Consider the following 20,192-nt stretch of genomic DNA (forward strand, 5'->3'; position numbering starts at 1 on the left):
GATGTATTGGCTCGCCAGTAATGAACGCCGCAAAGCGGGGGCAGTTGGGTTCGACTGCACCCGCGCCCGATCTCGCCGCTAGTATTCCCCGCCAGGCAAAGTTTGGAGTAGTTCATGGGGCGGGCGATGACCACAAAAACGGAGCCTTCGGGATTTGCTGGGTCACCTCTCTGACACGATCGTTCATGCAGCCCGGACGCACGCGCTACTGGCGTATGGTCTAGCCTTCGTGCTGACCGCGGCGGAAGCGTTTCCCGTCATCGGCGCGCTGGTGCCTGGAACCGCCATTATTGTCGGATTGGGCGCTCTCGTGCCGACGGGCGCCCTGCATTTCTGGCCCCTGGTGGCCTGGTCGACGGGAGGAGCCATCCTGGGCGACGGGCTGCCCTTCTGGTTTGGCTCCCGGTTCCGGCACCAGGCGACAGGGCTCTGGCCACTGAGCCTGCATCCGGATCTGCTGCCGCGAGGCAAGGCATTCTTCGAGCGCCATGGCGGGTCCGCCGTTATCATCGCACGGTTCACGCCAGGCGTGCGGGCTGTTGTGCCCATTGTGGCCGGAGTCAGCGGGATGCGTTCGCTCCGCTTTTATGTGCTCGACGTCGTTTCAGCGGTCATCTGGGCGCCCGCGCATGTCGGCGCCGGGGTTCTCGTTGGCGCCTCGTTGGCCATTCTGGGCGTCATGGCAGGCAGGCTCGAGGCCCTGCTCATCGGCTCGATCGTCAGCCTCGTGCTCCTGCTCTGGCTGGTTCCACGGCTTCTCCGTTTTGTGATTAGCTGGTTGGAAAGCAAGCGCGGGCCAGCGCTAGCCTGGGCCCACGCCGGCAAAGGCAGGATTCGCAGTAACGTGGCTTCCATCCTCGATCCGGCACGGACGGAACTGTCCGGCCTGATCACCCTCGCCGGGGCTCTTGCGGGCAGCCTCTGGCTTTTGCTCGGCGTTCTGCAGGACCTGATCGCCGGAGATCCGCTGGTTTATGCCGATCACGCGATTCTGCATTTCCTTGAGCCCTATCGAAGCGGCATACCGATGGAAGCGGCGATGGCGTGCTCCCGGCTTGGCAGCGGTGCGGTCACGCTTGCTGTCGCAGCGGTCGCGCTCGTCTGGCTCGACCGGCAGAGTGCGTGGCGTGGTGCGGCCTATGGTATTGCCGCTGTGATCGGTGCCTCCCTGTTCACCGCGGGGCTCGATCTTGCCCTGCATCGCGCGCCACCGTCGCCGATTGCGCCCGGCTGGAGCCTTATTCCGTTTCCCGGCGGCGATCTTGCAACCTCATGCGCGGTTTATGGCATCCTGACCGTCATCGCCGGCCGACGGCTCGGCGCGCGCCCACGTATTGGGCTGATCACGGCAACGGTCCTTTTCGCTGCACTGCAGCTCGGCAGTCGGGTCTATCTCGGGCTGGACTGGTTTTCATCCGAACTGGCTGCGCTGGGCTTCGGGTTCGCGTGGGCGGCCGGTCTCGGCCTCGCCTATGTTGCGCGTCCGGTCGAACCGGTGGCACCCTGGCGCCTCGTCGCCATTACGGCGGCTACGCTCGCCATCGCCGGTACGCTGGCGGTCGCCCTCAACCGCAATGCCGATCTGGCGCGTCATGACGTGGGGCGCATGAGCACGACGATGACGTGCCCTGACTGGCTTCAACACGGTTGGCAAAACCTGCCAACACGCAGCCTCGGCATGCTCGGCAGTTTTTCCGGCTCACTGACGATCCAGTGGATTGGCCCGGCCGACGGGCTTCGGCACGCTCTCGCCCAGCTCGGCTGGCGCTCGCCCGCGCCCTGGACATTTCGCAATGCTCTTGAATTTCTAGCCCCGCACGCAAGCCCAGCCGAGATCCCGGCGCTGCCACGCTGGGATGACGGCCGACGCGCAGACCTGATAATGGTTTTCGTCGGACACGGCCTTGCCGCCGATAAACGGCTGGTGCTGCGCCTCTGGAAGACGAGTGTATCTGTAACCATGCCGACAGGATCGGTACGGACGCTCAGGATCGGGGAGATCGAGATGCAAAGGCTGCGAAGGATGGTCTCAACCCTGACAATCCCTGTCTCGGAAGGTTCCGCTTCTACCGTCCTGCCTCGAATCGCGGCGGCATTGCCTGCCTCGCGGCTGGTGACGCGTGCCGCCGATGGCGCCACCGTCCTGCTCGCCGGTGATCGTGCCGTGGATACGGAGGGATGCCTGACGCAGCACCGTGGGGACGGTGCGCAATGAGGGTTCTTATCGTCGAGGACGAGGCGAAGACCGCGGCTTATCTCCGAAAGGGTCTCGAAGAGAACGGCTTCACGGCGGATGTGGCTACTGATGGAGAGACGGGGCTCGAATTCGCCCGCCACGGCGGCTACGATGCCATTATTCTCGACATCATGCTGCCACGGCGCAACGGCTTCGAAATCCTCGACGAAATCCGGCGGCGAGACAGTCAGACCGCCGTGCTTCTACTCACGGCGCGGGACCAGGTGACAGATCGCGTCGCCGGGCTGGAGGCCGGGGCTGACGATTACCTCGTCAAGCCCTTCGCGTTTTCCGAGCTGCTTGCCCGTGTGCGCACCATTCTGCGGCGAGGGCACGCGCGGCAACCGGCGCTGATCCAGATCGCCGATCTCGAGATCGACCTCTCGGGACACCGGGCAACGCGAGCGGGTCAGGCGCTCGATCTGACGCCGAAGGAGTTCCGCCTGCTTTCGTTGTTGGCCCGCCGCGCGGGCGATGTCATCTCCCGAACGGTCATTGCCGAACAGGTCTGGGACATCAATTTCGATTCTGGCACGAACGTCGTCGACGTCCACATGTACCGCCTCCGCGCCAAGCTGGACGACCCGTTCTCCCGCCGCCTGATCCACACCGTTCGTGGCGTGGGTTACGTGCTCGAAGACTGTGGCGGCTGATCCTGAAGCGCCGAGCGCTGGCGGATCGATGTCCCTGCGGATGACCGCGTGGTATGCAGGGACGGCGTTCCTGCTCGTCCTGCTGGCCACTAGTCTCCTGACCTGGTCGTTTGGCGCGCGCATCGCCAGGCAGGAAGACCGCACGCTGCACGTGCTCGCACAGATCGCCCGCCCGCTGGGCGGCGCTGCCGATCCGTCCGCATCGCAGGCCATTGCATCGGCGCTTGAGCGAGCGGGCAACACCCGCGAGATCCAGTTCCGCGTCATCGGCCCGCACGGTCGGATCACAATCCAGTCAAAGGGCAATCATCTGCCTCTGCCATCATCGGTCGGCTTGCCGAACGTCGCCACGCTTGATAGCGGCGGGATGGCGTTTCGTGTTCTCACCCAGCCCCTGCCGAACGGCTTCATGCTGCAGATCGCCATCGCCAGCCCCGGCTCGCAGGCCCTCCTGCTCCGTTACCGCGAAACCCTTACCCTGATTCTTGCGGTGTCGATCATCCTCTGCGCCGTGCTCGGATATCTCATCGCCCGTTCGGGCATGCGCCCGATCGAGCGCATTGCCGAAACGGCCGAAAACATCCGCCTTTCGACCCTGCATGAACGTCTCGACGTCGCAGGGCTTCCCGCCGAACTCGCCGCGCTCGCCAACACGTTCAACCTGATGTTGGACCGGCTTGAGCAATCCTTCCTCCAGCTCTCCCAATTCTCGGCTGACCTCGCGCACGAGCTGCGCACGCCGATCAGCAATCTGCGCGGCGAGCTGGAAGTTGCGTTATCGAGGCCCCGCTCTGACGATACTTATCGGGAAGTCCTCGGCTCCGCACTCGAGGAATGCACTCGCATCAGCCGGGTCATTCAGAGCCTCCTGTTCCTTGCCCGCGCCGAGATGGTCGGGGCTCCACCCGCCGTTGAAGCTCTTGATCTTGCCAGCGAGATCGCAACGGTTCTCGAATTCTACCAGCCGATGGCGGCGGAGGCGGGGCTGTCGCTGACCGCCCGCGTCCGCCCGGGACTACCGATCAGGTTCGACCGCATTCTCCTCCAGCAGGCGCTCGGCAATCTGGTGGCCAATGCAATCGCCCATACCGGCACCGGCGGGCAGATCACCATCGAAGTTGCGGAGGTGCTGGAACAGCTCTCCATCCGCATAAAGGATACCGGGCAGGGGATCGCACCCGAGCATCTGCCGCATGTGTTCGACCGGTTCTATCGCGCCGATCCCGCGCGTTCGCATGTCGGCGGCAATCTCGGGCTCGGCCTCGCCGTGGTTCGCGCGATCATGGACCTGCACGGGGGCCGGGTTTCCATTGAAAGCACGCAGGGTCAGGGCACCACCGTATCGCTACTGGTGGCAGCGACCGCGCGCTAATCCCGAAACGGTGAGCCCAAACTGACGAAATCGTCATTCTGGCGAGGCGGAAACGTCATTCTCGCCGGCTAAAGCGCGAACTCTTTTCCGCTTGAAGCCATGAAGAAAACGTCCCGACACCTCCGTTTCAGACCCAGCCGCGTCGGTGCTCTTGCGCTTGCGACACTGCTTGCCGGCTGTGCGCGGTATCAGCCGGCGCCGTTGCATCCCGGTACTTCGGCCACGGCACTGCTCGGCCGCCGTCTCGACGAGCCGGCGCTTGGCCAATTCCTCGCGGCTATGGGCGTGCATCCGCGCGGACACTGGGGATTGCGGGCTCTGACGCTCGTCGCCGTCTATGAGCGGCCAGATCTGCGGATCAGCGTCGCCGCCTATAACGCCGCGAAGGCGGCGGTGACGACGGCCCAGCAGATCCCGAACCCCACGCTTTCCCTCGCGCCCAGCTTCAACGCGACGCAAGCCTTCCCTTCGCCAATCAAGATCGGGCCGGTCATCAGTTTTCTCGTCTCCAATCTCGGTGCTCGCGAGGCTGGCATCGCCGCCGCGCGGGATCGCCAGCAAGCCGCGCGAATACTCATCGCTGCCGCGGCATGGCGGGAACGCAGCAACGTCCGCAACGCGCTGCTCACACTCTGGCTCGATGAACGGATCGCCAGGATCAAGGCGCGCGTCGCCAGCTATGCCGCGACAGCGTCCCGCCTCGTAGCACAGCGCGTGACCTCTGGGATGCTTGCTGATACCGTGCTCGCCAGCACAACCGAGGCGGCGAACAAGGCAAGCTTTGGCGCCGCTGAAGCGCGGGTCCAGATCGGAATGGACCGGGCCCACTTGGCCGCTGCGATCGGAATGCCGGCGGCGGCGCTTCGAGGTAAGCACCTTTCATTCACCGCCTTTGAGCATCCGTTGCCGCCGGCCAATCTCGCCGCTCTTACACGCACGGCGCTGGTAACCAGTCCATCAGTCGTCGGGGCCTACAAGAATTATCGCGCGGCCGACGCTTCTCTCCGCAAAGCGATCGACCAGCAGTTTCCAGGCTTTCGTATTGGCTCCGGGTATCACTACGATCAGGGCGCTAGCAAGTTCATACTTGCCCTCTCGCTGCCGCTGCCAATTCTCAACCAGAATCAGGGCCCGATCGCCGAGGCGCGTGCAAGGCGCCAGCTTGCGGCGGCCCTGTTCGATCGGGCGCAGGTGCGCGTTCTCCACGAGATCGACGCAGCCAAGGCCGCTCTGCAAGGCAGCGTGAGCGTTGCGCGCGCGGCACGGCTACTCCTCGCAACCGCCCGCGAGCGCGAACGCCAGGCTATTGAAGCTTACCGCGCCGGTGCGACCGGCCAGCTGCGCATGGTCGAGGCCGAACAGCAGGCAACCCTGGTCCGCGAACAGGAGCTGACCACGGATGCTCAGCGATTACGCGCCCTCGCAGCCCTGGCCGACGCGCTCCATCACCCCATTTTCCGGGAGAGCCACTCATGAAGCAGCATCTGCAGGCCATCGCGGCAAGCCTATCACTTGTTTGCGCCGCAGCTGTCGCGCATGCCGCGGCCCTGCGCAGCGTGACGATCAATGCGGCCACGATGAGCAGCGGCCTCATCAAGACGAGCGTCCTGCGCCTTGAGACTAAACATCCCGGCTTCGCGGCTTACGGCATGGTGATCGATCCCACGCCGGTCATCACCTTGCGGCACCGGATCGTCTCAGCACGCGCAAAGCTGACGCTGGACGATGCAAATCTCGCCCGCGCCCGGAAGCTTTATCGATCTGGAGGTAACGTCTCCAAGGCCAGCCTGCAGCAGATCCAGGCTAAAACCGCCATTGCGCAAGCGCGTGTCGAGGAATTGCTGGCCCAGGCGAAAGCGCGCTATGGCGCCGCCCTCGGAGCGGCGATCGCCGATAATGGCCCCTCGTTCAGGACAATCAGCACTGGCGGTTCGCTTGTCTCGGTTGTGCAGGCAGTTGCCACACTTGTATCCCCGCCGGCCGCATTCGCTAGGGCGCCGGATGGGTCTCGCGTCACGCTACGCCCTGTCGGGTCTGCCGGCAGGATCCCGAAGGGCTTGCTGGGGCAAACCTTTTTCTACACTGGCCCCGCACTGCCCATCGGCGCACCGCTCGCCATCACGCTCCGCGCGCCTGGCGTTGTCACCGGCTACGATATACCCGCGGCTGCGCTGGTCTGGCACGACAATGGGCCCTTCATCTTCGTCCGGATCGGCGCCAGCCGTTTCGCGATGTACCGTGTTACCAGATCGCACCCGCTGTACCATTCGGGCACCATCTCGGGCTTCTTCGTGCCCGGCACAGACCTGCCGGCCCACCCGGCGATCGTAACGGCGGGGGCCGGACTGCTGAACTCGGCGCTGGCCGGCGGCGACGCATCCGCTGCGAACGACGACTGAGATAATCTTATGCTGTCCCCTATCGTCCGTGCCGCCCTGCGCTACCGCCTCGTCGTCGTGCTTCTGATCTCAGGCTTGGCAGCCCTCCAGCTCTCCCGACTGCCTACCGCCCGCTATGATGTCTTCCCGACCTTCACCGCCCCCACCGTCGTGATTCAGACAGCGGCGCCCGGCTTCAGCGCGCTGCAGACCGAGCAAGTGGTCACCGATCGCATCGAACGCACCCTTACCGGCCTGCCCGGCCTTGCGAAGATGCGCTCATCCTCGGAGTCGGGCCTGTCCGTCATCCATCTCGTCTTTCACGGCGGCACCGATCCGTATCAGGACAGGCAGCGCATCGCCGCGCGCCTGAGCGAGCTTGGCGGGGCTCTCCCGGCCGGGATCCTGCCCCGCCTCGCGCCGATGCAGTCCTCCACCGGCACTGCACTCGAAATCGGCCTCTATCCCAAGCGCGACATGTCGCTCGAACATCTGACCGCCATCGCCGAAACCGGACTGCGACCCGCCCTGCAGGCGGTGCCCGGCGTTGCGAATGTCGTTATCTTCGGCGCACGCCCGCCACAGCTGGATGTCGAGGTCCAGCCCCGATCTCTCATCGCCACGGGCTTCACCATGCAGGATGTGGCGCGTGCCGCCAGGCAAGGCAGCGCCGTGCTTGGCGCCGGCTTCATCGACAACGGCAACCAGCGGTTTGTGCTTGCCCCTCACGGCCAGGCACGCACTGCTGCCGCCCTCGCGAAGACCTGGCTCGGCACCAGCGATGGTGCGCCGATCAGCCTCGGCGATGTGGCAAGTGTTCGGTTGTCGGCACCGCCTAGGTACGGCGCGGCGCTGATCCACGGTCATCCTGGCCTGCTGATGATCGTCTCCTCGCTCTACGGCGCGAACACGCTTGCGGTGGCCGACCAGGCGGCCCGAACGGTCGCGCGGCTGACGCCGGGCCTTGAGGCGCAAGGGATCGAGATTGATCCCAAAGCCTTCACGCCGGCTACGTTCATTCATGTCGCACTGGCCGATCTCGGCCATGTGCTGCTGATCGGCGCAGCGCTCATCCTGCTTGTCCTGCTCATCGCGCTGCGAGACTGGCGGGCCTCAGTCATCTCTTTTGTGGCTATCCCGGTCTCGCTGCTTGCCGCCACTGCGATCATCACGGCCCTCGGGATCACGCTGAACACGATGGCGCTCGCGGGGCTTGCGATCGCACTCGGCGAACTCGTCGATGATGCGGTCGTCGATGTCGAAAACATCACCCGCCGCCTGCGCGAGAACCGTATCGCCGGCAGCCCGGAACCACCGCTCCGCGTCATCTTCAGGGCATCGCTGGAAGTGCGGAGTGCCATCATTTTCGCCAGTGCCGCCGTCGCCATCGCCTTCACCCCGGTGATCGCACTCGGCGGTGTCGCAGGCCGGCTCTTCGCCCCCCTCGGGATTGCCTACATCGCCGCGATCGGCGCGTCACTCGTCGTCGCGCTGGTCCTTACTCCGGCCCTCGCCGCGCTGCTCCTGGTTCGGCCCGCCGCGGCAGCGGACCACACGCCGCCGATCGCACTGCTGCGCCCGGCTTATCGCAGCGCGCTCGGCAGGCTGGAACATCACGGACGTGCCTTCATCGCCGGCGCGCTCGCCCTGATCCTGCTGGCCGGTATCAGTATCCCGCTGCTGCAAACTCGGTTCCTGCCGCGCTTTCGAGAAAACGACGTCATCGTCCATTATCTCGCCGCACCTGGCACGTCGATCGACGCGATGCTCGCCATTGGCAGGCTCGCGATCCACACGCTCGAGAACCTCCCCTCGGTCGGGGATGTCGTGATGCATATCGGCCGCGCTTCGATGAGCAACGGCCATGCTGGGGTGAACAAGGCCGAGATCGACATCACGCTCAGCAAAACCGGCAACCACCATGTCGAACGATCGACGCGGCAGATCCTGGCGTCGGTCGACCATATCGACGGTCTGTCCTGGTGGTCGCGCACATTCCTCAGCGAGCGTGTCGATGAAAGCCTTTCCGGCGTCACCGCCCCGGTGACCGTTTCGGTATTTGGCCCCTCCCTCGATGCGATCGACATCGCAGCGGCGCGGATCGTGGCGGCGGCACACGGGGTGCCTGGCGTGCGCGCAGCAAGCATGGCGGCTGTCCAGCAGGTGCCCGCCCTCACGATTGACCTGAACCGCGCAGCGATGCTGCGATACGGCATCACCCCTCGCGCGGCGCTCGAGGCGATGAAGATCGCTTATTCAGGCGGCACCGTCGGCCATGTCTATCGCGGTACTCTCGTTGAGCCGATCGTTGTCACGCTGCCCGCAGCACTCCGCCATCAACCGGCTGCGATCGGCGACCTCCCGGTCGCGGCGGAAGGCGGCATGATCGTGCCCCTCGACCGTATCGCAACAATTCGCCAGACGCTGGTTCCGGCGCAGATCCTGCACAACGACGGTCGACGCGTTCAGGTCGTCACTGTCCAGGTTGCGCATGGCCAGGCAGCCCCGGTGATCCGCGGCCTACGCCAGCGGCTTGCCAAGCTGCGGCTGGGCACGGATGTTTACGTCCGCTATGGCGGCACGGCCGTTGCCGGAGGCACTGCTCGGCGCGAGCTTGCCGTCCGCGCCGCCATCGCTCTTGCCGGCATTCTGATCCTGATGGCGCTCGCCCTGCGCGAGACACGAGCTGTCGTGCTCATCATGGTGATTCTTCCAGTCGCCTTCTCGGGCGGCATCGCGGCGATATGGACCTTCCTCGGCGGCCATCTCGAACTTGGCGCCATGGTCGGACTCGCGACGCTGTTCGGCCTCACGCTGCGCAACGGCTTGCTGCTCCTGATTCACATGCGCCGGCTCATGGAGGGCAGCGGCAAACCATGGTCAGCAGAGATAGCACGCCAAGCCGCGGCCGACCGGCTTCCGGCAATCCTGATCACCGCCTGTGTAACCGCCCTCGGCCTCCTCCCGCTCGCACTGGCTACCGGCTCCCCCGGCGACGCCATCGAGGGGCCAATGGCGATAGTCATCCTCGGCGGCCTCGCAACCGCAACGATCCTGACGCTGTTCGTCCTGCCGATCCTTGCGCCGCGCCTTCTGCGGATCGCCTTACCTAAAGCCGATAGCCTCGATTGAAGGAACATGCGGTGATCGCGATCCGGCGGTTTGATCTGTCAAACTGGGGCGCGAAGCGAGCGGGTGGTCCGCTTGTTGGAGCCGAGGGAGGCAATCATGGCGCACTACGCAGGACTGGACATTTCGGACAAAGACACCGCCATTCACGTTGTGGACGACAACGGGAAGCTGGTCTGGCGGGGCAAGAGGGCCAGCGAGCCGGAGGTGCTCGCCGCGGCCCTGCGCCGGCATGCGCCCGAACTCGTTCGGGTCGGGCTCGAGACCGGACAGTTGGCGCCGTGGCTCTACCATTCGCTCAAGGACCTCGGTTTTCCGGTGATCTGCCTCGATGCGCGCCATGCACGCGTGGCGACAGCGTTGCAGCGGAACAAGACTGACGCACACGACGCTGAAACTTTGGCGCAGTTGGTCCGGACTGGCTGGTATCGGGAGGCTCGTGTGAAAGGCTGGGCCGCACACGCCATGCGCCGTCTGGTCGGTGCCCGTTCGCAACTCGTCGGCATTTCAATCGATTTGTCGAACCAGATCCGCAGCACGCTGAAGACGTTTGGGCTGAGGGCGACAGGCGGGGCCGGACGCGTCTTCGAAGCGAAGGTGCGCATCGCGCTGGAGGGCCGGCCCGAGGTCGCCGGCGTGGTCGAGCCGTTGCTTGCGGCCTGGCGCGCCGTCCGCGATCAGATCGCCGTACTCGACCGCAAGCTGATGGCCGCGGTCAAGGCCGACCCGACATGTCGGCTGCTGATGACCTGTCCGGGTGTCGGCGTAGTGGTTGCCGCGAGCTTCAGCGCCACCGTCGAGGCCCCAGCGCATTTCCGGCACTCACGCTCGATCGGCGCCTATCTCGGACTTACGCCCCGACGCAACCAGTCCGGCGAAATCGACCACAGCGCCGGCGTGTCCAAGCGCGGGGACCGGTTGCTGCGGAGCTACCTGTTCGAGGCGGCGGCCTCGCTGCTGGTGCGGGTGCAAAGCTCATCAGCATTGAAAACATGGGGGCTGGCACTCGTGCAACGACTTGGTTTCAAGCGGGCAGCCGTTGCCGTCGCCCGTAAGATCGGCGTTGTGCTGCACGCCATGTGGAAGTCCAACCAGCCGTTCGAGGCTTGGCACGGCGCAACACCCAAGGCCCGAGCCGCCTGACGGTTTCGCCAGTTTACTGAATCCGCCCCTCAGGCGGACGCAGGCGTCCTCGCCGGACGCGACGAGGCTACCCCGAGTTGGGTCTTGCTGCCGGACTATCCGGACCGCGCTCTCGACATGGTGGGCCTCGCCTTCGAAAAGCATGTTGCGGCGACCAACGAGGGTCGACCCCGGAAACAACCAAGATCCGGCGATGATGCAGCAAGCTGCAAGAAAGGAGTTGACAGGTCAGTCGCGATCAAACAACCCGTCGGCGGTGTCGGAGCGTTTGACGATCTGTATGATCCATTTGCCGATTTTGGCGAGGTGTCCATTGAGTTTGGGACCGGCATAGCCGCCGTCGGCGAATCCGTGCCGCAACCAAGGATACAGGGATTTGACCGATTTGAGCACGTCGGGCGCCCCATCCCGATCCTGAATGCCGGCATGATGAACGACGGCGCCGACGAGGTGGCCGATTGTATCGGTGATGATGTGGCGCTTGCGCCCCTTGATCTTCTTTCCGGCATCAAACCCGCGCTGCCCGCCGGTGGCGCAGCTCGGTTGGCGCAAGGGAACAAAGGGGCGTCTGACAGCCCGCTTTGCCGCCATGAGGGTACGCATTGCTGATGGCGCGCCCCAGCGAATCGGTTCTGCCGGTGCCCAGCACATGCCGGGAGAGGAAGCCTGGCTGGTGGGTGAGCATCGCTCGAATGGCGAACGAAAATATTATCTCTCGAACCTGCCTGCCGACACCCCGATCAGAGCTCTGGCTGGCGCCATCAAGGCGCGCTGGATCTGCGAGCAGGCCCATCAGCAACTCAAAGAGGAACTCGGCTTGGACCACTTCGAGGGCCGATCCTGGACTGGCCTCCACCGCCATGCCCTGATGACGATGATGGCCTACGCCTTCTTGCAATCCCGAAGGCTCGCTCAGGCGGGACGGAAAAAAGAGTCCCCGGTCCGCCTCCCCAACCCACCCTGCCAGCAGTGCGCCAAGCGGGATTGTCAGGTTGATCGAACGAGGTGTGATTTGACCGAGACGCGATCGATCAGGCGGCGAGATTGGCGGCGTAGTCGGTCCAGAGCAAAAATGCATCGGCTCTTGCGTGGCGGTAGGATCTGGCGGAGAGGCGATGGCGTTTTGGGCGGAACAGGGTGGTGATCTGGTCGTGGGTGGCGAGAAATCTCTGGGCATGACCTGGGGATATGAACCGACCCATTATCTTTTCTCGTCGCCTGGTGTGACGATGGGATGCTTCGATCCGGTTGTTCAGCCGCTTGTGCGATCGGTGATCGGCGCTGCGGCAATCCGTGCGAAGGGCAACGTCGTAGCTCCGTAGCTTATCGGTCACCACGACGCGCGGCTGACCCCATCGGCGCATCAGCTTGCGGAGAAAACGCCGGGCGGCTCGGGCATCTCGCCGCTTCTGGACCAGGATTTCCAGCACGTCACCGCGATGATCAACTGCCCGCCAAAGCCAATGCTTCTCGCCGCCAATGGTGATCACCATTTCATCGAGGTGCCATTTGTCGCCGGCCGGCAGCCGATCGCGACGGATTTGCGCGGCGATCTGCGGGCCAAACCGATCGACCCAGACGCGGATCGTCTCGTAGCATACTATCACGCCGCGAGCGGCCAGAAGATCCTCAACGTCCCGCAGGCTGAGATTGAACCGGTAATAGCTCCAGACCGCATACGCGATCACCGATCGAGGGAAGCGATATCCCTTCAAACGTGCAGGCAGAGTCAAAGCCATCATCCGAAATCGCTACGGGCACACGATCACCACGTCAACCTGACAATGCTCTCGCACTCATTACTATCCCAAAGCATTGAACAGCCCTGCGGCTTGGGCGGGTATGATTCGCTGAGCTTCCCCGAAGGAGGTTTGCGATGACGGTAGCGATAACGCGTTTGGACTTGTCGGCTATGGCGCTGCGCGAGCGGGCGGCTCGTGCGACGGATGCGAAAGTTTCGAGGCGGCTGCTGGCGATTGCTCTTGTTCTCGAAGGCTGGTCTCGGCGCGATGCGGCCGAGGCTTGTGCCATGGACCGGCAGACGCTGCGCGACTGGGTGCACCGTTACAATGGATTGGGGCCTGAAGGACTGAGCGCCGCGCCGCGCCGCAACGGCCCGCCACCCCGATTGTCGGCTTCGCAGCAGGCACAGATCGCGGCATGGGTCAGGCAGGGTCCGGACCTGGAGCGTGACGGCGTGGTGCGGTGGCGCTGTGTCGACCTGCAGCGGCGGATCAAGTCCGAGTTTGCGGTCACCCTGCACGAGACGTCGATCAGCCGACTGTTGCGGCGGCTCAAGTTCACGCGGGTCCAGCCACGTCCGTATCATCCGAAGAGGGACGCTGCGGCACAGGACATTTTTAAAAAGACTTCGCCGGCCTGGTAGCGGCGGCGATCCCGGCCAGGGCGGCCCGTAAGCCGATCGAGGTGTAGTTCGCCGATGAGGCCCGTGTCGGTCAGAAGGGAACCCTGAGCTATGTCTGGGCAGAGCGGGGTTCCCGACCACTGGCTGTGCGCGACAACCGCCATGATTCCGCCTATCTGTTTGGTGCCGTCTGCCCGGAATGCTGTATTGGTGCCACCATCATCATGCCGGTGGTCAACAGCGAGGCGATGGCCGAGCATCTTCGGGAAATCAGCACGCAGGTCGCGCCGAGCGCGCACGCCGTGCTGGTGCTTGACGGTGCCGGCTGGCATCAAGCCGGCGAACGTTTGCCAGTGCCAGACAATATCAGCATGCTGCCGCTGCCACCCTATGCGCCAGAGCTCAACCCGGTCGAAAACATCTGGCAATTTCTGCGCGGCAACTTCCTCAGCCATCAAGTCTGGAACAGCTACGACGAAATCCTTGCCGCCTGCCGAAACGCCTGGAACAAGTTCATGCAGATGCCAGAACAAATCGCTTCAATTGATCTGCCCCCTTCTGAGTGGTCCGGGATCTGTTTTAGATTTTGGCCTGAAGGAGGACTGGGATGGCGAGGAACGTATGGCCCGCCCCGTCCGCAAGGGGTGATTTTCATCTGGCTCTAATCAGTCTGCTTCAACGTATCCGGTCTCGGGCTTCGAACCCGGCCAAGATGGAGATCCGCGCGGCCTGATCCTCATAATCACACCGGCCTCGGAGGCCGTTCACTGCGTCAGGTTTTCAAGCCGCCGTTCGACTGTCAGGCCATCTTCCTTTCACCTCACGCAGACATCGACTGCCCTTTCGCGCCCAACTGTGAGCGCTGTTCGGGCGATTCCGTCATGCGGCCGCAGCCGCCGCTTCGAATTGGGCGTCGTAATCGCAACCGTGCGCCAAAACGGCCCATGCGATCCGAGCCAGCTTCGCGGCCAGCGCGACTACGACCACGTTCTTATGCGCTCGATCGAGCAATCCCCGCGCCCAGCGGCCCAACGGCGTATCACGTTCGACAAGATAAGGCAGCGCCGCTCGTGCGCCATGGATCAAGTTCTTCCGCAAATAACGATTGCCGCGTTTGCTGATGCCGAGCAGGCGCGGTTTTCCACCCGTTGTCATTTGCCGTGGAACGAGCCCCAGCCACGCCGCCATGTCCCGCCCACGTTTGAATGCATGCGCCTCGCCGACCGCCGCAGCCAGCGCCGTAGCGTTTATCGTTCCAATTCCTGGGATTTTGGTCAAACGTCGCACAGCCACGTCGTCACGAGCCAACTGAACGAACTCGGCGTCGAAGCCGGTGATCCTCTGGTCGAGTGAACGCCATTCCGCCCGAAGATCTTCGATCAACGTCCGGATGCGCGGGCTCAACGCGGCAAAACCGCCATCTTCGGCCAATGTCTCAAGCTCGGCTTCCAGTTTCCTCCGGCCTTGCGGAACGACGATCCCTCGCTCCAGCAGCAACGCCCGCAAGTGATTGATCAGCGCCGTCCGTTCCGAGACGAGGCGCTCCCGGGCTCGGTGCAAAGCCTGGAGATCAGATTGGTCCTGGCTCTTCACAGGCACGAAACGCATCGTTGGCCGCGTCGCAGCCTCTGCGATCGCCTCCGCGTCGAGATCATCGTTCTTCTGCGCCTTCACGTACGGACGGACATATTCCGGCGACATCAGCCGCACCTCGTGGCCCCGCGCGGCGAAAATCCGCCCGAGGTGATGAGCGCCGCAACATGCTTCCATTGCCACAATGCACGACCCAAGCTCGCCAACGAAACTTTCCAACGTTCCCCGCCGAAGTCTCCGCCTCAAAACAACCCGGCCGGCGGCGTCCATGCCCACCACGCTGCAAGAGTTCTTCCCAAGATCGATGCCGAGAATCATGATATCCATCGGTCTGCTCCTCTCTCCAAACCAGCGGCGATACTACCCGATCGCCACGAGAGGGGCGGGCCATCCCATAATCACAAGCCGGAAGAGATCATCGGCAAGTTGCGCGAGGCTGAGATTGTTCTGGCGCAGGGCGGGACGGTTGCGGATGCATGCCGTCGGATCGGCGTTACCGAGCAGAGCTATTATCTCTATGGACGGCTCTCCCGTTGCAAGTAGATTTTGAATGATCCTGCGTGATCAGTTGCAAACATCTATCCGGCGTCAGCCGGCCTTGGCCGGAGCGCCCAAATGGCAAATCCGCACGCGCGCACCTCTACAGCTGGTAGGCTTCGGAAGCCTCGATAATAGTCAGGTTCGTCACGCGCCGGTTCGATCAGTGCAGCCCATTTCTCCGTCTACCCGCAAACTGTAGTCCAACCTTCAGGCGGCCGGGCGGTACGGTTCGCCCGTTCGCAGCACGGCCCAGATGATCCGTGCATTCTTATTGGCGACCGCAACCGTTGCCCGGTTGAAGCCCCGCCGCTCCTGAAGCTGGGTGACCCATTGGTTCATGGGATCATTCCTTGTCCCGGCAGTTCGAACCACCGCGCGTGCGCCGTGAACGAGCAGGCTGCGCAAGTGCTGGCTCCCACGCTTGGAGATGCCCATCATGATCTGCCGATCGCCGCTCGAATGCTGGCGCGGGACCAACCCGAGCCAAGCGGCCATATGACGGCCGTTCTTGAATTCAGCGCCATCACCGACGGCGGCGACGATCGCGGTGGCGGTCTTGGGGCCGACGCCCTTGATGCGGGCGATACGCTGGCAAACTGCGCTGCTCTTGAACACGGCTGCGATCTTCGCGTCGAAAATGGCAATACGTCGGTCGAGGTCGCAAAACAGGTCCCAGAGCTCGCCGATTGCCTCCCGGGCCATCGCCGTCAGTTCATTGTCCGGATTGGCCAATATCTCCGGAATCATTCGCCGCGCGCGGGTGATGGACTTGCCGAAGGCGATGCCGCGATCAAGCAGGAGTCCGCGGATCTGGCTGACCACAGCAGTGCGGTGGTTCACCATGCGCTGGCGCGCCCGATGCAGGGCCTGGACATCCTGCTGCTCGACTGTCTTCTTCGGCACCAGCGGAATATGCGGTTGGCGAACCGCCGTGCAGATCGCCTCCGCATCATTGTTGTCGTTCTTCTGCCGACGGACGAACGGCTTCACGTATTGCGGGCTGACGATCTTCACCTTGTGCCCGAGCGCTTCAAACTTCCTCGCCCAGCAGAAGGCACCGGTACACGCCTCGATCGCGATCGTGCAGGGCTCAATACCGGCCAGCACCGACAACAACTGGTCACGCATGACCCGGCGCCTGAAGACAGGATGCCCCTTCCGGTCGACCCCGTGCAGCTGAAACACGTTCTTCGCCAGATCAATCCCCAGAACATCAATCGTCATGGTCGCTCTCCTCCAGGTTCAACAACGGCACAGCCTGCCGGTGGGGAGGGAGAGCCGTCCATCCCATTAGGTGGCGCAAGGAGTATGGCGGCCTGAAGATGGACCAGGCGCGTCGCATGAAGGAACTGGAGCGGGAGAACGCCCGGCTGAAGCGTCTGGTGGCCGATCTGTCGCTGGACAAGGCGATCCTGACGGAGGCGGCACGGGGAAACTTCTGAGCCCCGCGCGGCGCCGGCGCTGTATCGATCACATCAGAGGAACGATGTCTGTCTCCGAGCGGCGGGTGTGCCGCGTGCTCGGACAGCATCGATCGACGCAGCGCAAGGTGCCACGCGGGGCGGATGACGAGGCGGCCCTGACCGGGGACATCATCGCCTGACCCGGCAATATGGTCGTTACGGTTATCGGCGGGTGACGGCCTTGCTGCGGGATGCGGGATGGCATGTGAACCGCAAGCGGGTGGAGCGGATCTGGCGGCGCGAGGGTCTCAAGGTGCCGCAAAGACAGCCGAAGCGCTCACGCCTCTGGCTCAATGACGGGTCGTGTATCCGGCTGCGGCCTGAGTATCCCGGCCATGTGTGGTCCTACGATTTTGTGGAAGGACGGACCCACGACGGCCGCAAGTTCCGGATCCTGTCGATCATCGACGAGGCCAGCCGGGAGTGCCTGGCCCTGCCGGTCGCGCGCCGGCTCAGGAGCGAGGATGTGCTGGGCGCTTTGGCAGAACTGTTCGTCACCAGAGGGCCACCGGCGCATATACGGTCGGATAATGGTCCTGAATTCATCGCCCGGGCGGTGCGGCAATGGCTCGGGAAGGTCGGTGTGAAGACGCTCTACATCACGCCAGGTTCGCCATGGGAAAACGGCTACTGCGAGTCCTTCAACGGTTCGCTGCGCGATGAACTGCTCAACGGGGAGGTCTTCTACTCCCTGGCGGAAGCGCAGATCCTGATCGAGGCCTGGCGGCGGCACTACAATACCGTCAGGCCACACAGTTCGCTCGGATATCGTCCGCCGGCCCCGGAAACCGCGACGCCGCCACGGCCGCCCTCCGGTTCCGCTTCGCTCCACCGACAGCCGGCCATGGCGGCGGAGACAACAATGCACTAACTTCCAACACGGACCACTCAATGGGGGCCGGTCACAATCACCCAACGAGACTGGATCAAAAAAGTCATCGGATAGGCAGATTGGTATAACGCCTATATCCTGTTGTTTTTGCTTGTATATTCCAAGTTGTCTGTCGGTGAGAGAAAATCCGGCGGTTCAAAGAGTTCAATGATGGCGCAGCAAGCTGGGACCGCGTCGAGCGGATCATCGCCCGTGTCGAGGCCGGCGGGAGGACTATCACGTCTCGACCGTGCGCAGGCTGGCGCGGAGGCTGCATCACAGACCTGAGACGAAACGAAATAAATCGGTTACTAAAGCAGGTTATATGTACCCGATTGATATTTCCTGTTTTCCCGACTGGCTATACGTTTCAGCCAAACTTCTTCTTCAACCCCTGTTGTTAATTTCAGTCCAGAATGGCCCCGGAGTGATCCGGGGTTTTTTTTCTCAGGGCAAGGATCAAAAGCAAAGTGGAGCCGGTTGAGGCGATAGGAGCCGCTCTTGCGAGCACTCGTAGGAGTGCTTCGAAGGACCGGACATCATGAGGTCGCATCGGACACCGGCGAAGAGCACTGTGCGCTGATGGCGACGCTGATCGGGTCCGCCAGGCTCAGCGGCGTCGAACCGCTCGCCCGGCTCACCGACGTACTCCAACGCATCGTCGCCGGACGCACCAAGTCCGACGAAATCGGCAGCCTGATGCCGTGGAACTGGAAAACTCAGGCCGCTCTGCCAGCCGCCGTGTAGCGCTCGCTCGCCAAAGCAAGGCCGTCATTCAGATAGCGATTACGCACCGGGCGCACGCGATGGCGCACCAACTGACACACCAGATGCACGAACAGTTCGGCGGTCAGGCCGCCCTCATAGGTGCAGTACCAGAACCCGCCCTTGGCGTTGACGGCCGACGCAGCGCTGAACGTCTGACGCTGACCCGGGCGCTCGACGACCGGTTCAGTGGAAATCGGCATCGAGCGTTTGGTCACGCTTGGGGAACATGCACAGCAGCGTGAGACCAGCAACAGAAGAGACGACTGAGGCAGCAAGGATACCCAGTTTCGCTGCGTTGAGGGTGGCATCTTGAAATGCCTGGCCGGCGATAAACAGCGCCATGGTGAATCCGATACCGGTAAGAAGAGCCCCACCGACAAGTCCCCCCCAGGTGAGCCCCGCCGGCCGAATGGCGACACCCGTGCGCACCCCCAGCCATGCGAATGCTGTGACGCCGATCGGCTTGCCGAGGACGAAGCCCGCCATCACCGCCAGCGAGACTGGGTTGATAAGTCCCTTGATCGTGATCGATACCCCCGCGTTTGCAAGCGCGAAAAGCGGCATAACGCCGAAGGCGACCCAGGGATGGAGCATGGCCTCGAGCCTCTCGACGGGCGACAACGTCTCGCGCACCGCGATACCGGCAACCTGCAGCGCCCGGTTATCCTCGGTATCGCCACTCCAATGATCTCCCGGGGGATAGGAGAGCACCTTTCGCAAGATTTCCCCCAGACGCTGGTCGCTCACCCAGCCAGCCGTCGGTGTCATGAGCCCGAGGATAACACCAACAATCGTCGCGTGGATGCCGGACGCATTGACGGCGAGCCAGATTATTGCCCCAGCCAGAAAGTAGACGCGGATGTTACGAACGCCGAGTAATGCCATCCCCCGAATTATCACCAGTCCGACGGCGCCGAGCGCAAGGGCAGTCCAGTCGATTGATCGACTGTAACCGACGGCGACCACGAGGATGGCGGCAAGGTCGTCGACGACCGCAAGCGATAGCAGGAAGACGCGTAGGCCCGGAGGCACACGCGAACCAAGGAGCGCCAGGCAGCCGATGACGAAAGCTGTGTCGGTCGGCATCACGACGCCCCAACCATGCTGCCCAGGTTGGCCATGCTGCAGCGCCAGATACAAGCCCATGGGCACAAGCATGCCTCCTGCCGCAGCTACGACCGAGAAAGCCACCATGCGCGGGTTCCGAAGTTCACCAAGCACCACTTCGCGCTTGATCTCGAGCGCAACGATGAAGAAGAACAGCGTCATCAGACCGTCGTTGATCAGATCCCGCAACGAGCGCAAAAACTGGAACGCACCGATCTGAATGCCGATTGGTGTCTCCCAAAGAGATCTGAAGCCATCGGACCAGGGTGAGTTGGAAAGCGTCAATGCAACGACGGTGGCCAACAGGAGAACGGCACCACTCGTGGCTTCGATGCGCAGGAACTGCGAAAACGAGTTGGTCAGCGCGTCGATGTGTGTGGTCGGCAGTTCGCCTTGCTGCGGTTTACTGTTCTGGTCCGTAATCAAATCGGCCATCTCCCCTTATATCTCGAGAAAACCCACCCCGCCCGGGGTGTCGAGGCGGTTACCCGTCCCGGCAAGCCCAATTTTTCCCGGCATCAGGCTGAATGCGGGCAGTGCGTGTCGGAATATGCCGTAGCCAGCACTCTCGCAG

General features: G+C 63.4%; 13 protein-coding genes and 4 pseudogenes. 11 read left to right on the forward strand and 6 right to left on the reverse strand.

Features of this window, described 5'->3' with window-relative positions; genetic code table 11:
- Positions 1 to 154 precede the first annotated feature (154 nt).
- The 7 genes from ACRY_RS00005 (at position 155) to ACRY_RS00035 (ending at position 10,911) form a co-directional block, all read left to right on the forward strand.
- Positions 155 to 2,215: an LssY C-terminal domain-containing protein gene (locus ACRY_RS00005; RefSeq protein ID WP_011930580.1), complete on the forward strand. Its 2,061-nt coding sequence runs from the start codon at positions 155 to 157 to the stop codon at positions 2,213 to 2,215.
- Positions 2,212 to 2,889: a heavy metal response regulator transcription factor gene (locus tag ACRY_RS00010; protein WP_011930579.1), complete on the forward strand. Its 678-nt coding sequence runs from the start codon at positions 2,212 to 2,214 to the stop codon at positions 2,887 to 2,889. The genes ACRY_RS00005 and ACRY_RS00010 overlap by 4 nt, the downstream gene beginning before the upstream one ends.
- A gap of 28 nt (positions 2,890 to 2,917) precedes the next feature.
- Positions 2,918 to 4,261 (forward strand): heavy metal sensor histidine kinase, encoded by a 1,344-nt coding sequence (locus ACRY_RS00015; RefSeq protein WP_011930578.1) that lies wholly within the window; start codon positions 2,918 to 2,920, stop codon positions 4,259 to 4,261.
- A gap of 99 nt (positions 4,262 to 4,360) precedes the next feature.
- On the forward strand, positions 4,361 to 5,737 hold the full coding sequence (locus ACRY_RS00020) for a TolC family protein (RefSeq protein WP_011930577.1): 1,377 nt from the start codon (positions 4,361 to 4,363) through the stop codon (positions 5,735 to 5,737).
- Complete coding sequence (locus ACRY_RS00025) at positions 5,734 to 6,660, forward strand: hypothetical protein (protein WP_011930576.1); 927 nt, start codon at positions 5,734 to 5,736, stop codon at positions 6,658 to 6,660. Before ACRY_RS00020 ends, ACRY_RS00025 begins: the two co-directional genes overlap by 4 nt.
- Before the next feature lie 9 nt (positions 6,661 to 6,669).
- Positions 6,670 to 9,771, forward strand: coding sequence for an efflux RND transporter permease subunit (locus ACRY_RS00030; protein WP_011930575.1), 3,102 nt, complete (start codon positions 6,670 to 6,672; stop codon positions 9,769 to 9,771).
- A gap of 96 nt (positions 9,772 to 9,867) precedes the next feature.
- Positions 9,868 to 10,911 (forward strand): IS110 family transposase, encoded by a 1,044-nt coding sequence (locus ACRY_RS00035; protein ID WP_011930574.1) that lies wholly within the window; start codon positions 9,868 to 9,870, stop codon positions 10,909 to 10,911.
- A gap of 246 nt (positions 10,912 to 11,157) precedes the next feature.
- Here the strand turns inward: ACRY_RS00035 and ACRY_RS00040 are convergent.
- Positions 11,158 to 11,442, reverse strand: a pseudogene (locus ACRY_RS00040) (transposase); the annotation flags it as partial.
- 7 nt (positions 11,443 to 11,449) lie between these two features.
- Between ACRY_RS00040 and ACRY_RS18155 the strand changes: the two are divergent.
- A pseudogene (locus ACRY_RS18155) lies at positions 11,450 to 11,848 on the forward strand (IS701 family transposase); the annotation flags it as partial.
- 94 nt (positions 11,849 to 11,942) lie between these two features.
- Here the strand turns inward: ACRY_RS18155 and ACRY_RS00045 are convergent.
- On the reverse strand, positions 11,943 to 12,653 hold the full coding sequence (locus ACRY_RS00045) for an IS6 family transposase (protein ID WP_011930427.1): 711 nt from the start codon (positions 12,651 to 12,653) through the stop codon (positions 11,943 to 11,945).
- A 134-nt stretch (positions 12,654 to 12,787) separates the two neighbouring features.
- Between ACRY_RS00045 and ACRY_RS18160 the strand changes: the two are divergent.
- A pseudogene (locus ACRY_RS18160) lies at positions 12,788 to 13,821 on the forward strand (IS630 family transposase); the annotation flags it as partial.
- Positions 13,822 to 14,155: 334 nt separating this feature from the next.
- On the opposite strand, the gene ACRY_RS00060 reads toward ACRY_RS18160, so the two are convergent.
- The gene (locus tag ACRY_RS00060) at positions 14,156 to 15,196 is read right to left on the reverse strand and encodes an IS110 family transposase (protein ID WP_011930570.1); all 1,041 of its coding nucleotides are present in this window, start codon (positions 15,194 to 15,196) and stop codon (positions 14,156 to 14,158) included.
- 420 nt (positions 15,197 to 15,616) lie between these two features.
- Complete coding sequence (locus ACRY_RS00065) at positions 15,617 to 16,633, reverse strand: IS110 family transposase (protein ID WP_011930569.1); 1,017 nt, start codon at positions 16,631 to 16,633, stop codon at positions 15,617 to 15,619.
- Between the two features lie 68 nt (positions 16,634 to 16,701).
- On the opposite strand from ACRY_RS00065, the pseudogene ACRY_RS00075 reads away from it, so the two are divergent.
- Together ACRY_RS00075 and ACRY_RS18170 are read left to right on the forward strand one after the other, a co-directional pair.
- Positions 16,702 to 17,743: pseudogene (locus ACRY_RS00075) on the forward strand (IS3 family transposase); the annotation flags it as partial.
- Positions 17,744 to 18,325: 582 nt separating this feature from the next.
- Positions 18,326 to 18,490, forward strand: a complete 165-nt coding sequence (locus ACRY_RS18170; RefSeq protein ID WP_231295199.1) for a transposase domain-containing protein — start codon at positions 18,326 to 18,328, stop codon at positions 18,488 to 18,490.
- Here ACRY_RS18170 and ACRY_RS19285 read toward each other — a convergent pair.
- A complete protein-coding gene (locus tag ACRY_RS19285; RefSeq protein WP_155856271.1) occupies positions 18,463 to 18,726 on the reverse strand; it encodes a hypothetical protein in 264 nt (87 codons plus the stop codon). The genes ACRY_RS18170 and ACRY_RS19285 overlap by 28 nt on opposite strands.
- Complete coding sequence (gene nhaA, locus ACRY_RS00080) at positions 18,695 to 20,044, reverse strand: Na+/H+ antiporter NhaA (protein WP_011930565.1); 1,350 nt, start codon at positions 20,042 to 20,044, stop codon at positions 18,695 to 18,697. The genes ACRY_RS19285 and nhaA overlap by 32 nt, the downstream gene beginning before the upstream one ends.
- Between the last annotated feature and the right edge of the window lie 148 nt (positions 20,045 to 20,192).

The organism is Acidiphilium cryptum JF-5 (assembly GCF_000016725.1).
GTDB classification, from domain to species: domain Bacteria; phylum Pseudomonadota; class Alphaproteobacteria; order Acetobacterales; family Acetobacteraceae; genus Acidiphilium; species Acidiphilium multivorum.